Origin of the sequence: Brevibacterium daeguense (assembly GCF_021729135.1) — a bacterium.
Classification (GTDB): domain Bacteria; phylum Actinomycetota; class Actinomycetes; order Actinomycetales; family Brevibacteriaceae; genus Brevibacterium; species Brevibacterium daeguense.
This window is the reverse complement of the sequence record NZ_JAJTWW010000003.1, coordinates 232,616-250,711: the sequence shown is the minus strand read 5'-3', so window position 1 is coordinate 250,711 and position 18,096 is coordinate 232,616. Positions and strand designations below refer to the sequence as shown.

At 65.2% G+C, this 18,096-nt stretch carries 15 protein-coding genes and 1 pseudogene; 9 read left to right on the top strand and 7 right to left on the bottom strand.

Annotation, left to right across the window (positions count from 1 at the left end; translation table 11 throughout):
• Positions 1-18: 18 nt before the first annotated feature.
• The 3 genes from sucB to LXN01_RS04785 form a co-directional block, all read right to left on the bottom strand.
• Entirely contained in the window at positions 19-1,974 is a 1,956-nt protein-coding gene (sucB, locus tag LXN01_RS04795; RefSeq protein WP_236863428.1) for a 2-oxoglutarate dehydrogenase, E2 component, dihydrolipoamide succinyltransferase, read from the bottom strand.
• A 19-nt stretch (positions 1,975-1,993) separates the two neighbouring features.
• Positions 1,994-3,385, bottom strand: coding sequence for a dihydrolipoyl dehydrogenase (gene lpdA, locus LXN01_RS04790; RefSeq protein ID WP_236863427.1), 1,392 nt, complete (start codon positions 3,383-3,385; stop codon positions 1,994-1,996).
• Positions 3,386-3,503: 118 nt separating this feature from the next.
• A complete protein-coding gene (locus LXN01_RS04785) occupies positions 3,504-5,015 on the bottom strand; it encodes a leucyl aminopeptidase (protein ID WP_236863426.1) in 1,512 nt (503 codons plus the stop codon).
• 126 nt (positions 5,016-5,141) lie between these two features.
• On the opposite strand from LXN01_RS04785, the gene LXN01_RS04780 reads away from it, so the two are divergent.
• The gene (locus LXN01_RS04780) at positions 5,142-6,215 is read left to right on the top strand and encodes a quinone-dependent dihydroorotate dehydrogenase (protein WP_236863425.1); all 1,074 of its coding nucleotides are present in this window, start codon (positions 5,142-5,144) and stop codon (positions 6,213-6,215) included.
• Between the two features lie 85 nt (positions 6,216-6,300).
• On the opposite strand, the gene LXN01_RS04775 is transcribed toward LXN01_RS04780, so the two are convergent.
• Complete coding sequence (locus LXN01_RS04775; RefSeq protein WP_236863424.1) at positions 6,301-6,900, bottom strand: DUF3043 domain-containing protein; 600 nt, start codon at positions 6,898-6,900, stop codon at positions 6,301-6,303.
• A 45-nt stretch (positions 6,901-6,945) separates the two neighbouring features.
• On the opposite strand from LXN01_RS04775, the gene LXN01_RS04770 reads away from it, so the two are divergent.
• The 6 genes from LXN01_RS04770 to LXN01_RS04745 all read left to right on the top strand — a co-directional run bounded on the left by LXN01_RS04770 (position 6,946) and on the right by LXN01_RS04745 (position 12,562).
• Complete coding sequence (locus LXN01_RS04770; RefSeq protein ID WP_236863423.1) at positions 6,946-8,331, top strand: M20/M25/M40 family metallo-hydrolase; 1,386 nt, start codon at positions 6,946-6,948, stop codon at positions 8,329-8,331.
• Positions 8,332-8,395: 64 nt separating this feature from the next.
• Positions 8,396-8,749, top strand: a complete 354-nt coding sequence (locus LXN01_RS04765) for a HesB/IscA family protein (RefSeq protein WP_236863422.1) — start codon at positions 8,396-8,398, stop codon at positions 8,747-8,749.
• Positions 8,750-8,771: 22 nt separating this feature from the next.
• Positions 8,772-9,404 (top strand): leucyl/phenylalanyl-tRNA--protein transferase, encoded by a 633-nt coding sequence (aat, locus tag LXN01_RS04760; RefSeq protein ID WP_236863421.1) that lies wholly within the window; start codon positions 8,772-8,774, stop codon positions 9,402-9,404.
• A gap of 163 nt (positions 9,405-9,567) precedes the next feature.
• Positions 9,568-10,461, top strand: coding sequence for an aa3-type cytochrome oxidase subunit II (gene ctaC, locus LXN01_RS04755; protein WP_425547686.1), 894 nt, complete (start codon positions 9,568-9,570; stop codon positions 10,459-10,461).
• The gene (gene ctaD / locus LXN01_RS04750; RefSeq protein WP_236863419.1) at positions 10,458-12,164 is read left to right on the top strand and encodes an aa3-type cytochrome oxidase subunit I; all 1,707 of its coding nucleotides are present in this window, start codon (positions 10,458-10,460) and stop codon (positions 12,162-12,164) included. The genes ctaC and ctaD overlap by 4 nt, the downstream gene beginning before the upstream one ends.
• Entirely contained in the window at positions 12,161-12,562 is a 402-nt protein-coding gene (locus LXN01_RS04745; RefSeq protein ID WP_236863418.1) for a cytochrome c oxidase subunit 4, read from the top strand. Before ctaD ends, LXN01_RS04745 begins: the two co-directional genes overlap by 4 nt.
• 600 nt (positions 12,563-13,162) lie before the next feature.
• Here LXN01_RS04745 and LXN01_RS04740 read toward each other — a convergent pair.
• A pseudogene (locus LXN01_RS04740) lies at positions 13,163-13,434 on the bottom strand (IS21 family transposase); the annotation flags it as partial.
• Between the two features lie 526 nt (positions 13,435-13,960).
• On the opposite strand from LXN01_RS04740, the gene LXN01_RS04735 reads away from it, so the two are divergent.
• Both LXN01_RS04735 and LXN01_RS04730 read left to right on the top strand, forming a co-directional pair.
• Positions 13,961-14,422: a helix-turn-helix domain-containing protein gene (locus LXN01_RS04735; RefSeq protein ID WP_236863417.1), complete on the top strand. Its 462-nt coding sequence runs from the start codon at positions 13,961-13,963 to the stop codon at positions 14,420-14,422.
• 47 nt (positions 14,423-14,469) lie between these two features.
• The gene (locus LXN01_RS04730; RefSeq protein WP_236863416.1) at positions 14,470-15,273 is read left to right on the top strand and encodes an IS3 family transposase; all 804 of its coding nucleotides are present in this window, start codon (positions 14,470-14,472) and stop codon (positions 15,271-15,273) included.
• A 100-nt stretch (positions 15,274-15,373) separates the two neighbouring features.
• Here LXN01_RS04730 and qcrB read toward each other — a convergent pair whose 3' ends face one another.
• Both qcrB and qcrA read right to left on the bottom strand, forming a co-directional pair.
• On the bottom strand, positions 15,374-17,008 hold the full coding sequence (qcrB, locus tag LXN01_RS04725) for a cytochrome bc1 complex cytochrome b subunit (RefSeq protein ID WP_236863415.1): 1,635 nt from the start codon (positions 17,006-17,008) through the stop codon (positions 15,374-15,376).
• Positions 17,005-18,051 carry a cytochrome bc1 complex Rieske iron-sulfur subunit gene (qcrA, locus tag LXN01_RS04720; protein ID WP_236863414.1) on the bottom strand — a complete coding sequence of 349 codons (1,047 nt, stop codon included), beginning with the start codon at positions 18,049-18,051 and terminating at the stop codon, positions 17,005-17,007. Before qcrA ends, qcrB begins: the two co-directional genes overlap by 4 nt.
• Positions 18,052-18,096: the final 45 nt, after the last annotated feature.

Here is an 18,096-nt window from a genome sequence, read left to right as displayed (position 1 = left end):
TTCTGCCGAGGATCGGGATCAGAGGTCGAGGTCGGCCTCGAAGTTCCCGTCCTCGAGCCGCGCCTTGATGGACTGCAGGAAACGGCCTGCATCCGCACCGTCCACCAGCTGGTGGTTGTAGGTCAGCGGCAGGTAGACGAGGTCGCGGATCGCGATCGATTCCTCGCCGTCAACGGTCTGCACCACCTTGGGGCGCCGGGTGATGATTCCGGTTCCGATGATGCCCACTTGCGGGACATTGAGGATCGGCGTGTCGAACAGGGCTCCGACGCTGCCGATGTTCGTGATGGTGAACGTCCCGCCCGAGAGCTCGTCCGGCCCGATCTTGTTGGTGCGCGTGCGCTCCGCAAGGTCGTCGATCGCCTTCGACAGGCCGGCGATGCTGAGCTCCCCGGCGTCCTTGATCACCGGCACGAGCAGCCCGCGGTCGGTGTCGACAGCGATGCCGAGGTGCTCGTGATCGAAGTAGGTGATCTCCTTGGCCTCGACGTCGTAGACGGCGTTGACCTTCGGGTGCACCTGCAGCGCCTCGGTGATCGCCTTGGCGAAGAAGGGCAGGTATGTGAGCTTCACGCCGTGCTTGTCCTGGAACGCCTGCTTGCGCGCCTTGCGCAGCTTCACGACCCGACTCATGTCGATCTCGATGACCTGGGTGAGCTGGGCTGTGGTCTGCAGCGACTCGTGCATCCGGGTCGCGATCGTCTGCCGGATCCGCGGAGCCTTCTGCGTCGTGCCGCGCAGCTTGCGCGCCTCTTCCGGAATCTCCAGCTTGAACGCCTCGTGGGACGCCTCGCCCTCGGCGGGACCCGCGGCCTGGGTGGCGGCGGCGTTCTGCGCTGCAGCGAGCACGTCCTGCTTGCGGATCCGACCTCCGACGCCGCTGCCGGTGACCTTGCCGAGGTCGACTCCCTTGCTCTTGGCGAGCTTGCGGACAAGCGGCGTCACGTAGGCAGCGTGATCGGAGCCGACGGCTGCGGAGATGTCGGCCGAGCGATCCGAGGGCTGCTCATCCTTCTGCTGCGCGGCCTGCTCCTGCTGCGCGGGAGCGGGCTCCGGCGACTTCTGCGTATCAGCCCCGACTCGCTCCGCGGCGGCCCTGCCCTCCGTGTCGGACTCCTCGGCTGCGGAGACCTTCTCGTCCTCGACATCCGATTCGCCCTCGACCTCCTCCTCGGTGGCGGCCGCGTCGGCAGACGGCGCCGCCCCCTGGTCCGAGGGTTCTTCGGCCGATGCCTCTTCGGCTGCGGGAGCGGGCTGCTCCTCGGCATCCTCCGCGGGAGCACCGGAGCCGATGAGAGCCAACGGTTCGCCGACCTCCACGGTGTCGTCCTCCTCGGCCAGCAGCTTCTGCACGATGCCCGCGACCGGCGAGGGCACCTCGGTGTCAACCTTGTCCGTCGACACTTCCAGCAGCGGCTCGTCGACCTCGATCTCGTCGCCGACTTCCTTCAGCCACCGGGTCACAGTGCCTTCGGTCACCGACTCGCCCAGCGCGGGCATCGTGACCTCGATCGACTCTCCGCCTCCGGCTGAGCCGCCCTGGTCAGAAGCCTGCTCCTGTTCGGCCTGGTCGTCCTCGGAACCGCCCTGGTCGCCCTCAGACCCGGCCTGGTCGTCCTCGGCTTCAGCGGGAGCCTCATCCGACGCGTCCGAATCCTGCTCGGGCTCCTCGGCGGGTGCCTCCTGCTGCTCGCCCTCGGCGGAACCGGAGGAATCATCAGACGAGTCCGACCCGGAGCCGTCGCCGATCACCGCGAGGTCGCCGCCGACCTCGACCTCATCGTCTTCCTCCGCGAGGATCTTCTCGAGAACGCCTGCGTAGGGGCTGGGGATCTCCGTGTCGACCTTGTCGGTCGACACTTCGAGCAGCGGCTCATCGACGGCGACCTCGTCGCCGACTTCCTTGAGCCACCGCGTAACGGTGCCTTCGGTGACCGACTCACCGAGTGCCGGCATCTGCACGGTGTTGGACATGGTTTTCGTCTCCCTCGGATCAGTTGTGGAAATGCAGGGGCTTGCCGGCCAGCGCCAGGAACGCCTCGCCGATCGCCTCGTTCTGGGTGGGGTGCGCGTGGATGAGCTGCGCGACTTCTTCCGGGAACGCCTCCCAGTTGACGATCAGCTGCGCTTCACCGGCCTGCTCGCTCAAGCGCGCGCCGATGCCGTGGATGCCGAGCACGGGACCGTCCTGCTGGCTCACCACCTTGATGAAACCGGTGGTCTTGAGGATCGCCGACTTGGCGTTGCCGCCCAATGGGAACTCGATCGTGGTGATGTTGTCCTCGCCGTATTCCTCCGCGGCCTTCTTCTCCGTCAGACCGACGGAGAAGATCTCCGGATCGCAGTAGGTGACGCGGGGGATTCCCGATTCCACGACCGGCGCGGGGTTCATGCCGGCGATCTCCTCGGCGATGAAGATGCCCTGGGCGAAGCAGCGATGGGCCAGCTGCAGCCCGGGCACGATGTCGCCGACCGCATAGATGTTGCCGACTCCGGTGTGCAGCCGCTCGTTCGTGATGACGAACCCGCGGTCCAGGGTGACGCCCTGCTCCTCGAAGCCGAACCCGGTGGTCACGGGGCCGCGCCCGACCGCCACCAGGAGCACATCAGCATCGATCTGAGTGCCGTCCTGAAGATTGACGTGCACGCCGTTGTCATCCTGTTCGACGCTGTCGAACATCACACCGAGCTGGTAGCCGATCTTGCGGCGCTTGAACGCCTTCTCCAGAGCCTTGGAGATGGATTCGTCCTCGTTGGCGACGAGGTGGGGGAGACCCTCGACGATGGTGACCTTCGAACCGAACGAGGCCCAGACACTGGCGAACTCGACTCCGATCACGCCGCCGCCGAGCACGACAGCCGACTCCGGGACGTTCTCGTACAGGAGTGCCTGTTCGCTGGTCATCACGCGATCGCGGATCTCGATCCCGAGCGTCTTCGAATCCGAGCCGGTGGCCAGCACCAGGTGCCTGCCCTTGACCTGCTGGGTGCCCTCGTCGCTGCTGACTTCGATGGTGTCCTCGCTGACGAGCTTGCCCTCGCCTGCGAAGTAGTCGATGCCGTTGACCTTGATCAGGCCCTGCAGGCCCTTGTGGTTGCGGTCGGTGATCCCCTGCTTGAACTTGAGAACCTTCTCCATGTCGATGCTCTCGAGCTGGGCGTTCACGCCGAAGGAGGATGCGTCACGGGCGGCGTCGGCGATTTCGGCAACGTGGAGGAGCGCCTTGGTCGGGATGCACCCGCGGTGGAGGCAGGTGCCGCCCACCTTGTCGCGCTCGATCAGCGCAACCTTCATGTCGAGCTGGGAGGCGCGCAGCGCGGTTGCATAACCGCCGGTGCCGCCGCCGAGGACGACGAGATCGTACGTGTTTTCCGAATCACTCACGGATTGCTCCTCGAAATCATGGACGGGCCGTGCCGAGTCACCGGCTCGTTTGCTCCCATCCTTCCATTCATCTCAGAAATTGTCGTGAAACCGCGGGGCGGAATCGGTGTAAGCCGCCTCACCCGCCGGCCAGCTGTGCGGCCACCTCGACGAGCGTCCTCACCGGGACGCCGGTAGCGGCCTTCGGGGTGTAGCCCCACGGCGATTCGGTGTTGTACGACGGGCCTGCGATGTCGATGTGCGCCCACTCCACGTCGTCCGACACGAACTCCTTGAGGAAGATCCCGGCGGCGAGCATTCCGCCGGCCCGCTTGCCGGAGTTCTTGAGGTCGGCCACGGTCGAATCGAACTGGCTCCTGATCTCCTCGGGGAACGGCATCGGCCACATCTGCTCCCCGCTGACGCCGGCTGCCAGGACCACGCGGTTGCGGGCCCCGTTGGTGCCCATGACGCCGGAGACGCGGTTGCCCAATGCGATCACCTGAGCCCCGGTGAGGGTGGCGATGTCGATGAGCAGGTCCGGACCGTCCTGCTGCGCGGCGACGAGCGCGTCGGCGAGCACGAGGCGTCCCTCGGCGTCCGTGTTGGTGACCTCGACGGTCTTCCCGCCGAAGATCCTGATCACATCGCTGGGGCGCTGGGCGTTGCCGCCCGGCATGTTCTCCGCCAGCGCGAGCCAGGCGGTGACCTTCACGGGGAGGCCGAGGTCCGCGATCGCGAACAGCGACTGGGCGGCCGCCGCGGCACCGGCCATGTCCGACTTCATGTCCTCCATCGACGCGGCCGGCTTCAGCGAGAGACCGCCGGAGTCGAAGGTGATCCCCTTGCCGACGAGAGCCAGGTGCCTGCCGGCCCTGCGCGGCGAGTACTCGAGCTTGACCAGGCGCGGACCGCGCGGCGATCCCTTGCCGACACCGGTGAGCCCGCCGTAGCCCTGGGACTCGAGGGCTGCGTCGTCGAGCACCGTGACCTTGACCTTGCGGCCCTTCGCCTGATCGGCGACGGCCTGGGCGAATGTCTCGGGATACAGGTCCAGCGGCGGCTGATTGACCAGATCGCGCGCGCGGTTGGCAGCCGCCGCGATGTGCGCACCGCGATCGACCCCGGGAGCCGACTTGCTGTCGGTGAGCACAGTGATGCTGCCGACGGGCTTGCGCTTGCCGGGCTCGCTCAGGTACTCCGCGTAGAGGTAGGCGCCCAGCACGGCCCCGGTGGCGACCGCCTCGGCGGCTTCGGTGGTTCCGGTCGGCAGCGCCAGTGCAACGGTCTCGCCCTTGCTCAAGGAGCGGATCGCGCTGCCCGCAGCGCGGCGCAGCACCTCGTGGGCAGCGTCCGCCTGGGCTTCGCTGATGAGGTCGAGCTCGTCAAAGCTGCCGAGTCCGGCCAGGATCACCGAGCTCGCGCTGAGTCCCTTGATGCCGGGGAGCCGAACCGAACCGTCAGCAGCGCCGCTGAATCCGACCGCCTTGGCCGCGCTCTCCAGCTCGGAGCGCACAGCCTTGGGCAGTTCGCCTGCTCCGACGACCTGCGGATCGTCCTTGCCCGAAGTCAGTCCGACGACAAGGACGTCGGCCCTGGCCTTTGCGGGAGAGGACGTGTCCGAGGTGATGTCGATGATGGGGGAGCTCATGCGAATCCTTTCGTCGAAATTCCGCGTATCCGTGTTCGATCGTAGTAGGAACTGAGTCGGAGTGGGGAGGACGGGAGCGGACGCGGGGGAGAGCTGGGCTCGCGGTCCTGCCGATAGGATGCTTCCGTGTACTCTCTGATCTTCCGCACGGTCTTCGTGCCCATGGACGCCGAGCGCGCCCACCGAGTGAGCTTCACCGGCCTGCGCGCCCTCGACAGGATTCCCGGACTCCGCGTTGCCGCTACCCGCGTCTTCGGGCGCGGGACCTCCGACCCGGTCGAGGTGATCGGCCTGCCGTTCCCCAACCGCCTCGGGCTGGCCGCGGGCTTCGACAAGAACGCCGCCGGAGTCCGCGCGCTGGCGCTGCTGGGGTTCGGGCACGTCGAAGTCGGGACACTCACGGCTCACAGCCAGCCGGGCAACCCCAGGCCCCGGCTGTTTCGGCTGCTCGACCACCGAGCGATCGTCAACCGCATGGGCTTCAACAACGACGGAGCGCGCAAGGCCTCATTCAACCTGCGGACAGCCCGGGCTCGGATCGATCGCATGCCGGCACATCGGCGGCCCGTCATCGGCGTGAACATCGGCAAGACCAAAGTGGTCGACGCCGCTCGCGCTGCTGAGGACTACCGCACCTCCGCGGAGATCCTGGCGCCGCTGGCCGACTACCTTGTCATCAACGTCAGCTCGCCCAACACCCCCGGCCTGCGTGATCTGCAGTCCACCCGGGCGCTCGAGCCCATCATCCGCGCGGTCCGGGAAGCCGCGGCCGAGGCGGTCGAGACTCCGCGTTCAACACTCGGGCACGTCCCGCTGCTGGTGAAGATCGCGCCTGACCTCAGTGACGAGGACGTGATCGACATCGCCGAGCTCGCTCTCCGGCTGGGCGTCGACGGTCTGATCACCACCAACACCACAGTCGATCGCGGTGTGCTCGACGGCCGCGATCGCGCCCGCGCCGAGGCGGAGGCCGGTGGGATCTCCGGGGAGCCGCTGGCCGACCGCTCCTTCGAAGTGCTCCGACTGGTCAAGCGCCGGGTGGGCGACGGGATGACGGTGATCTCAGTCGGCGGAATCGCAGACGAGCGCGATGTCAGAGCCCGCCTGGCCGCTGGGGCGGACCTGGTTCAGGTGTACTCCGGACTGATCTACGGGGGTCCGTTCTGGGTCGGCCGGATGCTCCGGCGCCTCCGCCGCTGACCCCGGCGAGCCGGCGGACCGGGAGGCCGGTGGATCGCTGCGTGACTGACGGCCCGGGGACTGACGATCCCGTCGGGCCGGGGGATCAGCTGGGATACTGACCGCGCTTGACCTGCGGCTTCGGGATCCGCAGAGGCCGCATCTGGATCGCACGCATGACGGCGTAGAACGTCAGCCCCTTCTCGAGCTTGTCCCGGCCGCCGAACTTGTCGGCCAACTTCCCCTTGACCTGGTAGTTGAGGACGAACGAGTCGAGGATGACCAGGGCCAGGAGACCGTAGACCACGATGTTGGCGATCAGCTGGAACTGCGGCCCGCCGAACATGCCGAGGATGAGGACGACCAGCGCAACCGGGATGAACAGTTCGCCGATCGAGAACCGGGCGTCGACATAGTCCCTGACGAACCGGCGCTGCGGTCCCCGGTCGCGCGTCGTGAGGTATCGCTCGTCGCCCTGCATGACACCGGCACGGGCCCGATCGCGATCCCGGCGGATCTCGTCCTTCGCCCGACGGTTCGCCTCGCGGCGGTCCTCGGGCACCAGCGGCTGCCTGCGGGCCGCCTCCTGCGCCGTGCGCTTGGGCGTCGGACGGTTCTTCTTCGCCTCGGCAGGGTTGCTCGACGTCGACTCCGGCGAGGCCGCAGCGGCGTCCTCGGGGGTCGGGTCCGCCTCGCTCGGGTTCACTGAGTCCTTGTTCCGTCCAAACACGCATTCAATAGTATCGGACGCATGACCCATTCAGATCCGCCCTCCGACCATCCGCTCACCGCTGCTGAGGTACGCGGTCGCCTCGAGCCCGACTTTCCGCGGGTCCTCGACACATTGAGCAGCCTGGTGGCGATTCCGTCGGTCGCCTGGCCGAGCCACGACAGAGCTCACGTCGAGGCCAGCGCCGAGGCGGTGGCCGCGCTGGCCTCGGCCGTCGGTCTCTCAGCGGAGATCCTGACTGCTCCGACGGCAGCCGGGACGGAAGGCCATCCTGCGGTCGTCGCCTCCCGGCCGGCACCGACGGGCCGTCCCACGGTGGTCCTCTACGCCCACCATGATGTGCAGCCCGCCGGGGACGAGAGCCTGTGGGACACTCCTCCCTTCACCGCGACGCGGAAGGGTGACCGGGTCTTCGGCCGCGGCGCGGCTGACGACAAAGCCGGGATCATGGTCCACCTGACGGCTCTCGAGCTGCTCGGTGAGCGCCTCGGCGTGGGCGTGGTGCTGTTCGTCGAGGGGGAGGAGGAAGCCGGCTCTCCCAGCTTCCGGAACTTCCTGGAGCAGCATCGGGAGAAGCTTGCCGGTGACGTCATCGTCGTCGCCGACTCCGGGAACTGGGCACCCGGCGTGCCCGCCCTGACATCCAGCCTGCGTGGGATGGCATCGCTCGAATTCACGGTGCGCACTCTGGATCACTCGGTGCACTCGGGCATGTACGGCGGAGTGGTGCCGGACGCGATGATGGCGATGACTCGGGTGCTTGCGAGCCTGCACGATGACACCGGCACGGTCGCGGTCGAAGGTCTGCAGCGGACGCTCACCGCAGATGTGGAGTATGCCGAGGCGGACGTGCGGCGGGACTCGGGCGTTCTGCCGAGCACGTCCCTGGTGGGGGAGGGCAGCCTCTCCTCCCGCCTCTGGCTGCAGCCGGCGATCACGGTCATCGGCGTCGACGTGCCCACAGTCGATGATGCGTCGAACACGCTCCAGGCTGCGGTCCGCGCCAAGATCTCCATCCGATTGGCGCCGGGAGACGCGCCCGAGGCCGCCCTGCAGCAGGTCCGTCAGCACATCGCGGGCAATGTGCCCTTCGGTGCCCTGGTCGAGTTCGGTGCGACGGAGGGTGGCCACCCATGGCGAGCGGATCTGACCGACCCTGCAATCGGCCTCGCCCGGCAGGCCCTGAGCGACGGGTACGGCACGGAGAGCGTGCTGATGGGTCTGGGCGGTTCGATTCCCTTCATCGCCGACCTGCTCGCAGTCTTCCCCGAGGCGTCGATCTTGGTCACCGGGGTGGAGGATCCGGATGCGCGCGCGCACAGCGCGAATGAGTCGCTCTACGTCCCTGACTTCGCCTCGGCGATCGTTGCCGAGACGCTGCTGCTCGATCGGCTCTGGCGGGAATAACCCCGAATCGCCTGCTGTTCCTGGTGTAGCCTGATTGGCACACGACGTTTGAGGAGGAGAGCTCATGACAGTCACGAGAGAAGACGTGCCGGTTCACGAGGTCGAACTGTCCGAGACGGCCGCGGACAAGGTTCGCAGCCTGTTGACCCAGGAGGGGCGCGACGACCTGCGTCTGCGTGTTGCGGTGCAGCCCGGTGGCTGCTCGGGGCTGATCTACCAGCTCTATTTCGATGAGCGATTCCTGGACGGCGACGCAGTGCGGGACTTCGGCGGCGTCGAGGTCATCGTCGACCGTATGAGCGTTCCCTACCTCAACGGATCGACCATCGACTTCTCGGACACGATCGAGAAGCAGGGCTTCACGATCGACAATCCGAATGCCGGAGGCTCCTGCGCCTGCGGCGATTCCTTCCACTGAGCCCACCCGGCCCAGCTTGGTCATGGACCTGGGAGACCTCCGCGCAGTCGGCACTGCGCTGAGCGCCTCCCAGGTCCTTTCTGCGTACCGGGCGGGACTGTTCCCGATGGGGCTGGGCGAATCGGGCGCCGGTCCCATCGGCTGGTGGGCGCCGCGCCGTCGCGGTGTGCTGAGAACGGGCGAGCTGCGCGTCGCCAAGAGCCTGCGCCGGTCCGCCAGACGCTTCGAGTGGTCAGTGGATCAGCGATTCCCCGAGGTGATCGCAGCGTGCGCGGACTCGGGCAGGTCCGGTGCCTGGATCACGCCGGCAGTCGTCGACATCTACTCCGAGCTCCACGACCGCGGGCACGCCCACTCGGTGGAGGTGCTGCGCGAGGGCGAATTGGTGGGAGGCCTCTACGGTGTGGCCTTCGGGAGTGTCTTCGCCGGCGAGTCGATGTTCCATCGCGTCTCTGATGCGTCCAAGGTCGCTCTGCTGCGCCTGGTCGAGATCCTCGACGCGGTGAACAGCGAGGTGCCGTGGATCATCGACACCCAGTGGCAGACACCACACCTCGAATCCCTCGGCGTGTCGGAGATCGACGGCTTCGAGTATCTGCAGGCCCTGGGCCGAGCAGAATCGGGTCCGCATTCGCAGGTATTTCTCACTCAGTGAGCAGAGAAGTGTGATTTTCTACCGCTCGTAGCGGTAAGGTGTACGAGACAAAGTCAGTATTCGGCGTTCTGTCCGATCTGAGGTCCGCTCTGCCGCTGCGAGACGCAGCTGAGCGCGACGGGCTCGGGTCGCGGACGCCGACGAAAGTTGTGAAAGGCTGCACGTGGATTCTCCGAATCAGCCAGTACGCAGGACTCGAAGGTCCTGGGCCAAGGGACTTGGTGTACTCGGCGCAGTTGCCATGACAACCCTGCTCACCGGGTGCAACAGAGAGCAGTGGGAAGTTGGGTTCTATCCCGTGGAGTCCAAGGGGGCAACGTCCCACACGGATGCCTACACCTCTCTGTGGACCGGCAACTGGATCACCGCTCTGATCGTCGGGGCGCTGGCCTGGGGCCTGATGCTGTGGTGCGTCGTCGTCTACCGGCGCAAGAAGTCCGACCGGGGTCTGCCCGTTCAGATGGCCTACCACATGCCCATCGAGATCCTGTACACAGTGATCCCCGTGATCGTGGTGATGGGCCTGTTCTTCCAGACCGTGAACACGCTGGAGCAGACCACCGATGATCGGACGCCCGGCGAGCAGGTCATCGAAGTGGTCGGCAAGCAGTGGGCGTGGGACTTCAACTACGTCACCGAAGACGTCCACTACGCTGGCGTCCAGGTCAACCTGGACGGCACCGAGCAGCCGGGCTACGACGCGCCGACGCTCTACCTGCCGGCCGACACCGACGTGGAGCTCGTGATGCGCTCACGCGACGTCATCCACTCGTTCTGGGTCCCGGCGTTCCTTGAGAAGCGGGACATGATTCCCGGGCGGGAATCGAGCATTCACCTGCGGCCGCTCAAGGAAGGCACGTATGTCGGCAAGTGCGCCGAGCTGTGCGGCGAGTTCCATTCCGAGATGCTGTTCAATGTCGAAGTCGTCCCGATGGACGAATACCTGGACTACACCGACGGACTCCGTCAGCAGGGCAACACCGGGATTCTGGGACCGGAGTACGACCGCACCGAGTGGTACCAGAACCCGTACGAGAGAGAAGGGGCTGAGTCATGACAGCCGTCGCTGAGAACCGAAGCACTTCGGTGGCAGGGTACGACCCGCTGCCGAAGAGCAAGGGCCGGATAATCGTCGACTGGATCACTTCGACTGATCACAAGACGATCGGCTACATGTACCTGATCGCGTCGTTCCTGTTCTTCTGCATCGGCGGCGTGATGGCCCTGCTGATCCGGCTCGAGCTGTTCGAGCCCGGCATGCAGTTCATTGAGACCAAGGAACAGTACAACCAGCTGTTCACCATGCATGGCACGCTCATGCTGCTGATGTTCTCGACCCCGCTGTTCGCGGGCTTCGCGAACGTCATCATGCCGCTGCAGATCGGCGCACCCGACGTCGCCTTCCCGCGGCTGAACGCATTCGCGTTCTGGGTATTCCTGTTCGGCAGCCTCATCGCGCTGTCCGGATTCCTGACTCCGCAGGGTGCGGCTTCGTTCGGCTGGACCGCCTATGCACCCTTGAGCAACACGACGTTCTCACCGGGACTCGGTGGACATCTCTGGGTGATGGGACTCGGGTTCCAGGGCTTCGGCACGATTCTGGGCTCCGTCAACTTCATCACCACCATCATCACGATGCGCGCACCCGGCATGACCATGTTCCGGATGCCGATCTTCACCTGGACCGTGCTGGTCACCGGCCTCCTCGTCATGATGGCGTTCCCGCCGCTGGCCGCGGCACTGCTGGCGCTGGGGGCGGATCGCATCCTCGGGGCGCACGTGTTCAGTCCGGAGAACGGCGGGCCGATCCTCTGGCAGCATCTGTTCTGGTTCTTCGGGCACCCCGAGGTCTACATCATCGCTCTGCCCTTCTTCGGAATCATCTCCGAGGTGATTCCGGTCTTCAGCCGGAAGCCGATCTTCGGCTACAAGGGCTTCGTCTATGCGTCGATCGCGATTGCTGCGCTCTCCGTCACCGTCTGGGCTCACCACATGTACGTCACCGGTGCTGTTCTGCTGCCGTTCTTCGCGCTGATGACGATGTTGATCGCCGTGCCGACGGGAGTCAAGATCTTCAACTGGATCGGCACCATGTGGCGCGGCTCGCTGACATTCGAGACCCCGATGCTGTGGGCGCTGGGCTTCCTGGTGACCTTCACCTTCGGCGGTCTGACCGGTGTCATCCTCGCCAGCCCGGCATTGGACATGCAGGTGTCCGACACCTACTTCGTGGTGGCACACTTCCACTACGTCGTCTTCGGCACCGTGGTGTTCGCCATGTTCGCCGGCTTCTACTTCTGGTGGCCCAAGTGGACCGGGCGAATGCTCAACGAGTCGCTCGGCAAGATCCACTTCTGGCTGCTGTTCGTCGGCTTCCATATGACCTTCCTGATCCAGCACTGGATGGGCGCGGACGGAATGCCGCGCCGGTACGCTGACTACCTGCCTCAGGACGGCTTCACGTGGATGAATCAGATCTCGACCGTCGGCTCGCTGATCCTGGGCCTGTCGATGATCCCGTTCTTCTGGAATGTGTGGGTCACCGCTCGCAAGGCTCCGAAGGTGACCGTGAACGATCCGTGGGGCTACGGCTCATCGCTCGAATGGGCGACCTCGTGCCCGCCCCCGCGCCACAACTTCACCTCGCTGCCCCGGATCCGCTCCGAGCGCCCCGCGTTCGATGCGAACCACCCCGAGCTGCTGGAACTTGCCGGCCACTCTGCTGACGCCTATTCGGTCGTCGAAAGGACCAATCGATGAAGACTGCTGCAATCATCTTCGGTAGCGGGATCTTCTTCTTCGTCCCCGTCGGGATCATCTACGGCATCCTCACCGATTTCCAGGAGATGGTCGGATTCCCCGGACTCCTCGGCCTCGGCGTGATGACGGCGATGATCGGCGTCTATGTCTGGCTGCAGAACCGGAGCACCGGCCGAATCCCGGCTGACGACCTGGATGGAGAGATCTCCGACGAGGCGTACGAGTACGGGTTCTTCAGCCCGTGGAGCTGGTGGCCGATCTTCCTGGCCGCCGGAGCCGGAACGGTCTTCGCCGGTGTGGCGATCGGCTGGTGGATCACGCCATTCGGCGGGCTGCTCGTCGTGATTGGACTGATTGGACTGGTCTACGAGTACGACCGCGGGGATCACGCTCACTGACCCTGCTTGCATACGAGAAGGAAGGCCGAGGCTGCAGCCTCGGCCTTCCTTCTGCGTTTTCCCGGTGGATCGCGCTGTGCATCGTCACACTCTCCTGAGCCTTCGGCTGCGTGCCTGCCCTGTCACTGCGGGGCCCGTCGGCGGTGGGTGTCAGTCATGCCCAGAGATGACCGTCCGCAAGTTCCTTGGCCGCTCCACGGGCAGTCTCTGCACGTTGGCGGGGCATTCCACGGGAAGGGGCGGAAGGAGGCTCGGCGACGGTTCCATCACCGACGTCCACGACACTGGCCAAGGCTCTCGTCGCCGTCGACGACATCGGGATCCTGCCGTCCGCGCAGGCAGTCGCCGAGGCGTTCTACTGCCTCGGCGACGCTGTCTACGAACCGGCCCGAGCCCTCCCCGGGCCGAGCCGGCACAACCCGCCCGCACGGGCACTGCACACCGCCCCTCCGCGTCCTGGCAACGAATGTGGGGTCACCGGTCGGCTCCGCAGTCGGCGCCGAAGCCGGGACCGACTCCGAGGCCCGTCTGGGCCCGTGCACAGTCGGGACCCGTCTGGGCCCGTGCATAGTCCGGACGGATTACCCGGACCCGGTCTTACAGCACTGTCATCGAGGTGCTCCAGCCGATCCGCTGAGCGATTACCGTGGCCGGCATCTGCGGATACTTCACCAGCAGCTTCCGGATCTCCGGCTCGTACGCGTCCACGATCGAGCCCCTGCCCGGACGGCGGTAGGCCGGATGCTCGTCCGAGGCCAACGCCTCCTGACCGTGTTCCGTGCCTTGCCCGTTCGCCGGACGACCTCCTTGATCGGCAGCCCCTCGGCCCGGTGTAACCGCCGAGTCTCGGCCCAGTCTTCCATTGTGATCATGCCTCCTAGCATCGATTGAGGGGGTCAGGACTCACCCGCCGCCAAGGAGCCATCTTTCACACGTCGTCGACACCGCCGTCGGCGCCCAGGCCGGGACGGGACCGCACCTGGGGCCGGTCTGGGCGGGGCATGCTTCCCCGGCATCTCGACGCCCGTCATCGGGGCCGTACCAGCCGTGGGGCGCGCGCAGGGCATCTGCGCGGTCACGCGCAAGCAGGGTGGCTCCCAAGCACACCTTTGGCGGTTCCGAACAAGCGGCAGATACGTCTACTGGCCCCACGCGCAATCCGGGTGGACCCCAGTCAGCCTGACCCGACGCATCAGGAGTCGAAGAGTCCTGCCCAGCCGGTTCCTCTCGCCCGGCCAATGCTTCAGCCTCGCTCCTCATCGGGATCGCCGCCGACCGATTGCAGATCAACACGAAGGGGGCGGAGAGTCGATGTGAACTGCTCCCCGGAAGTTGGACTGAATTACTCAGTTCCGATTTCCGGGGAGCAGTTCTATGCATCCGAAGAGTTCTTTGTCTATGGAACAGCGTCGTGCAGCGATAGCGTTGTTCGAAGCCGATTGGGGCTGGGTCGCTGCGGCCAGACGCCTCGGTGTTGCGGGGAGACCGGTGCATCGGCTCTATGACCGTTGGCGGGTTCGTGGAAGCGGGGCACTGGTGCGAATACCAAAGCAGGGTTCGTTCTCGTTCGAGGTCAAACTCGATGTGGTGCGTCGGTTCCTGGCAGGTGAGACCAAAGTGGATCTGGCCCGGGAGTTCGACCTGTCCTCGCCGAAGCTGATCGAGACGTGGGCACGAAAGTATCGCCAGGAGGGCGAGGAGGGGCTACGGCCGAAGCGTGCTGGCAGGCCGACCAAGCCCGGTGTCGAGCGCCCTGGGCCGGACGAGCTGCAGCAATTGCGACGGGAGAACGAACGCCTGCGCGCGGAGGTCGCGTACCTGGGAAAATTGCGGGCCTTGAGGGCGCAGAAACGGCGGTAAGAGTTCGCGCTGTCGTCTCCCTCAAGGCAGAACACCGGCTGGACCTGTTGCTCCAGATCGCGGGATTGCCCAGATCGACGTTCTTCTACCATCAGGCCCGGTTGAACGCGCCGGACCGCCATGTCGAGTTGAAGGCCGCGATCACCGAGGTCTTCACCCGCAACCACAACCGGTATGGGCACCGCCGGGTGCACCGAGAATTGCTCAGCACCGGGAGGCAGGTGGCGAAGAAGACTGTGCTCAAACTCATGCGCGAGCTCGGGCTGGTCTGCCGCACGCGCCGCAAGCGTCGCTACCCGTCCTACCGGGGAGAACTCGGTCAGATCGCCGACAACCTGCTCGACCGCCAGTTCACCGCCGCTGCTCCAAACCAGAAATGGGTCACCGACGTGACCGAATTCCGAGTCGGTGACCACAGGCTCTATCTGTCACCGATCATGGATCTATTTGACCACCAGATCATTTCCTACTCGATCAGCAGCTCACCAAATCTGGACCTGACCAATTCCGCCCTGCGGCGGGCCATTGCCACACTCGAACCCGGGCAACAGCCCCTGGTGCACTCGGATCGGGGATTCCAGAATCAACACCGCTCCTGGCGTCAGCTCATCGCCGATGCCGGAGCACTGCAGTCGATGTCCCGGAAGGCGAACTGCTTCGACAATGCCGTGATCGAGAACTTCTTCGGCCACCTCAAGGAAGAGTGCTTCCACCACGCCCGCTACCTGACCATCGGAGCCCTCGAAGCCGCCCTGCACGAATACATCAGCTGGTACAACAACGACCGCATCTCTGAACGACTCGAGGGCCTGAGCCCGGTAAGATACCGAGCCCAGGCCCTCGCAGTCTAGGGACCTAGCCAACCGGTCCAACTTTTGGGGACCAGTTCAATGACTCTCCGCCCCCTCATCCGATCACTGCCAGTTCAGGTGAGCCGGCAGTGAAGGAGCACTACTGCTGCGATCCGGTCAGTTCGTCCTTCCGAGACTGCTCAACCTCACCGTGGTCGTGGTGGGCTGCTTCGAGCTCGGACTTGGTCACCGGAGCAACCCGGTCTTCGTAGAAGAACCTGGCGAGCTTCGCGCGGCGCTTCTCGATCTTCGAGATCTTGCCGTCAGGGCCCGGTTCGGCCGGAATGTACTGCGGCGACTCGAAGGACGCCAGCGACCACAGGCGATCCTCGTTGAGCGGCTTGTGCCGTTCCTGGAACTCGCCGTGAGGCAGCCGGATGATCTGTCCGCTCTCCCTTCCGTGAAGGATGATCTCCCGATCCTTGCGCTGAAGCGCGAGGCAGACTCGCTTCGTCACGATGTACGCGATGACCGGCCCAAGGAAGAACAGCACACGGAATATGTAGATCATGTCGTTCAACGACATGTGGAAGAAGACTGCCATCAGGTCGCCCGAGGCGGCTGCCCACATGTTGAGGTACCACACGACTCCGGCGGCTCCGACTGCAGTGCGCGTCGGGTTGTTGCGCGGACGGTCGAGGATGTGGTGCTCGCGGTAATCCTTCGTCAGCCAGGCTTCGACGAACGGCCAGATGGCGAGACCACCGAACAGCAGCCCGGCGACAAGCACCGAGGAGAAGATGTTGAAGCTGATCGGGTAGCCGAAGATGTAGAACTCGGTCCATCCCGGGATGATCCGCAGGAATCCGTCCATCCATCCGATGTACCAGTCGGGCTGGGTACCAGCGGACACGGGGGAGGGGTCGTACGGACCGTAGTTCCACACCGGGTTGGTCGTGAAGAACCCGGAGAGCAACGCCAGCAGGCCGAAGATCATGAAGAAGAAGCCGCCGGCCTTCGCTGCGAACGTCGGCAGCACAGGCTCGCCGACAACGTTCTTCTCAGTGTGCCCGGCGCCCGGCCACTGCGTGTGCTTGTGGTACACCACGAAGATCAGGTGAACAGCAATCACCGCGATCAGCAGCGCTGGCACGACCATGATGTGCAGCGAATACAAACGGGACACGATATCCACGCCTGGGAACTCGCCGCCGAACACGAAGAACGAGATGTAGGTTCCGACGAGCGGAATGGCCTTGAGGATTCCGTCGATGATGCGCAGGCCGTTGCCGGAGAGCAGATCGTCAGGCAGGGAGTAGCCGGTGAAGCCGGCGCCCATTCCGAGGACGATCAGCACGATGCCGACCAGCCAGTTCACCTCGCGCGGCCGACGGAATGCGCCGGTGAAGAAGATGCGCATCGCATGGATGCTCAGCGCCGCCATGAACAGCAGAGCAGCCCAGTGGTGCATCTGGCGGATGAACAGACCACCGCGGATCTCGAAGGAGATCGCCAAGGTCGAGGCGTAGGCCTCGGACATCTCGACGCCCTGCAGCGGGACGAACGGACCTTCATAGATCGTGTGGCCCATGGCCGGTTTGAACCAGAAGGTCAGGAATGTGCCCGTGAGGACGAGGATGACGAAGCTGTACAGCGCAACCTCACCGAGCATGAACGACCAGTGATGTGGGAAGATCTTGCGCCCGAACTCCTTGACGAGTCTGGACGCCCCCACCCGGTTCTCAGTGAACAGCGCAGCTTTGCCAACGGCTGTGGTTGGTTGTGTTGTGCTCATTGCTCGGAGGTCTCCCTCGTGTTGATCTCCCAGAATGTTGGTCCGACGGGCTCTGGGAAGTCGCGCTGGGCGACCAGATAGCCCTCGGAGTCAACGGCAATGGGAAGCTGCGGAAGTGGACGCTTCGCGGGACCGAAGATCACTTCGCAGTGATTAGTCACGTCGAAGGTCGACTGGTGGCACGGGCACAGCAGATGGTGGGTCTGGTGCTCGTACAGAGCCACGGGGCAGCCGACGTGGGTGCAGATCTTGGAGTAGGCGACGATCCCGTCGACTCCCCAGTCCTCCTTCGCCGGGTCCGTGTTGAGCTCCTTCGGGTCGATGCGCATGAGCAGGACGGCAGCCTTCGCCTTCTCATCGAGCGGGTGCTCCGACTCGTGCATGCCCTCCGGGATCACGTGAACGGCGGACCCGATGGTCACGTCCTCCGCTCGGATGAAGCGGTCCTCCCGCGGCACTCCGCCGGGATCCTGGCACAGCCGGACACCCGGGCCCCACAGGGTCGTGAACATCTTGTCGCCCGGGAGCGGCCCGAGGTCACGGAACACCAGGATTGCCGGCAGGGGAGCAATCGCGACTGCGGCGATCAGCGTATTCCGCAGCAGCGGGCGACGCGCGATTCCCGACTCATCCTTGGCCTGATTGAGGATCTCCAGAGCGACAGCCTGGTCCTCCTCGTTGCCCTCGATGGGGTGACGATCCTCGGCCACTTCGGTGCCGGACACCAGAGTCTTGCCCCACAGGACCAATCCGACGCCGATCCCGAACAGGGCCAAGGTCGCGCCGAGCCCGAACATCATGTTCTGGAGCTGGATGCTCGCCATGGTCTCATCGGGAGCGAACAGGAAGTACGACACGATGAACCAGATGGTTCCGATCATCGACAGGATGAACCATCCCGCGATCTGGCGCTCCGTCGTCCGCTCAGCTGCAGGTGAGATGTCAGTGAGGCGCGGAGTGTGTTCGGGCAGACCGGGATTGGTGAACCCGTTCACCTGCTCGAGCTGGGTGCCATGCTCGGCAGTGTGCTGTTTCGAGGTCATTTGCTTCCTCGTCTATAACTCGAATCGAATGAAAACGTGTGCATG

Bases quoted from the DNA above. Each gene is read 5' to 3' on its own strand.
- qcrA (WP_236863414.1), bottom strand. From the start codon at position 18,051: ATGACCTCGAAACAGCACACTGCCGAGCATGGCACCCAGCTCGAGCAG.
- LXN01_RS04770 (WP_236863423.1), top strand. From the start codon at position 6,946: ATGACCCATTCAGATCCGCCCTCCGACCATCCGCTCACCGCTGCTGAG.
- LXN01_RS04735 (WP_236863417.1), top strand. From the start codon at position 13,961: ATGGAACAGCGTCGTGCAGCGATAGCGTTGTTCGAAGCCGATTGGGGC.
- aat (WP_236863421.1), top strand. From the start codon at position 8,772: ATGGACCTGGGAGACCTCCGCGCAGTCGGCACTGCGCTGAGCGCCTCC.
- LXN01_RS04745 (WP_236863418.1), top strand. From the start codon at position 12,161: ATGAAGACTGCTGCAATCATCTTCGGTAGCGGGATCTTCTTCTTCGTC.
- sucB (WP_236863428.1), bottom strand. From the start codon at position 1,974: ATGTCCAACACCGTGCAGATGCCGGCACTCGGTGAGTCGGTCACCGAA.
- LXN01_RS04765 (WP_236863422.1), top strand. From the start codon at position 8,396: ATGACAGTCACGAGAGAAGACGTGCCGGTTCACGAGGTCGAACTGTCC.
- LXN01_RS04785 (WP_236863426.1), bottom strand. From the start codon at position 5,015: ATGAGCTCCCCCATCATCGACATCACCTCGGACACGTCCTCTCCCGCA.
- qcrB (WP_236863415.1), bottom strand. From the start codon at position 17,008: ATGAGCACAACACAACCAACCACAGCCGTTGGCAAAGCTGCGCTGTTC.
- ctaD (WP_236863419.1), top strand. From the start codon at position 10,458: ATGACAGCCGTCGCTGAGAACCGAAGCACTTCGGTGGCAGGGTACGAC.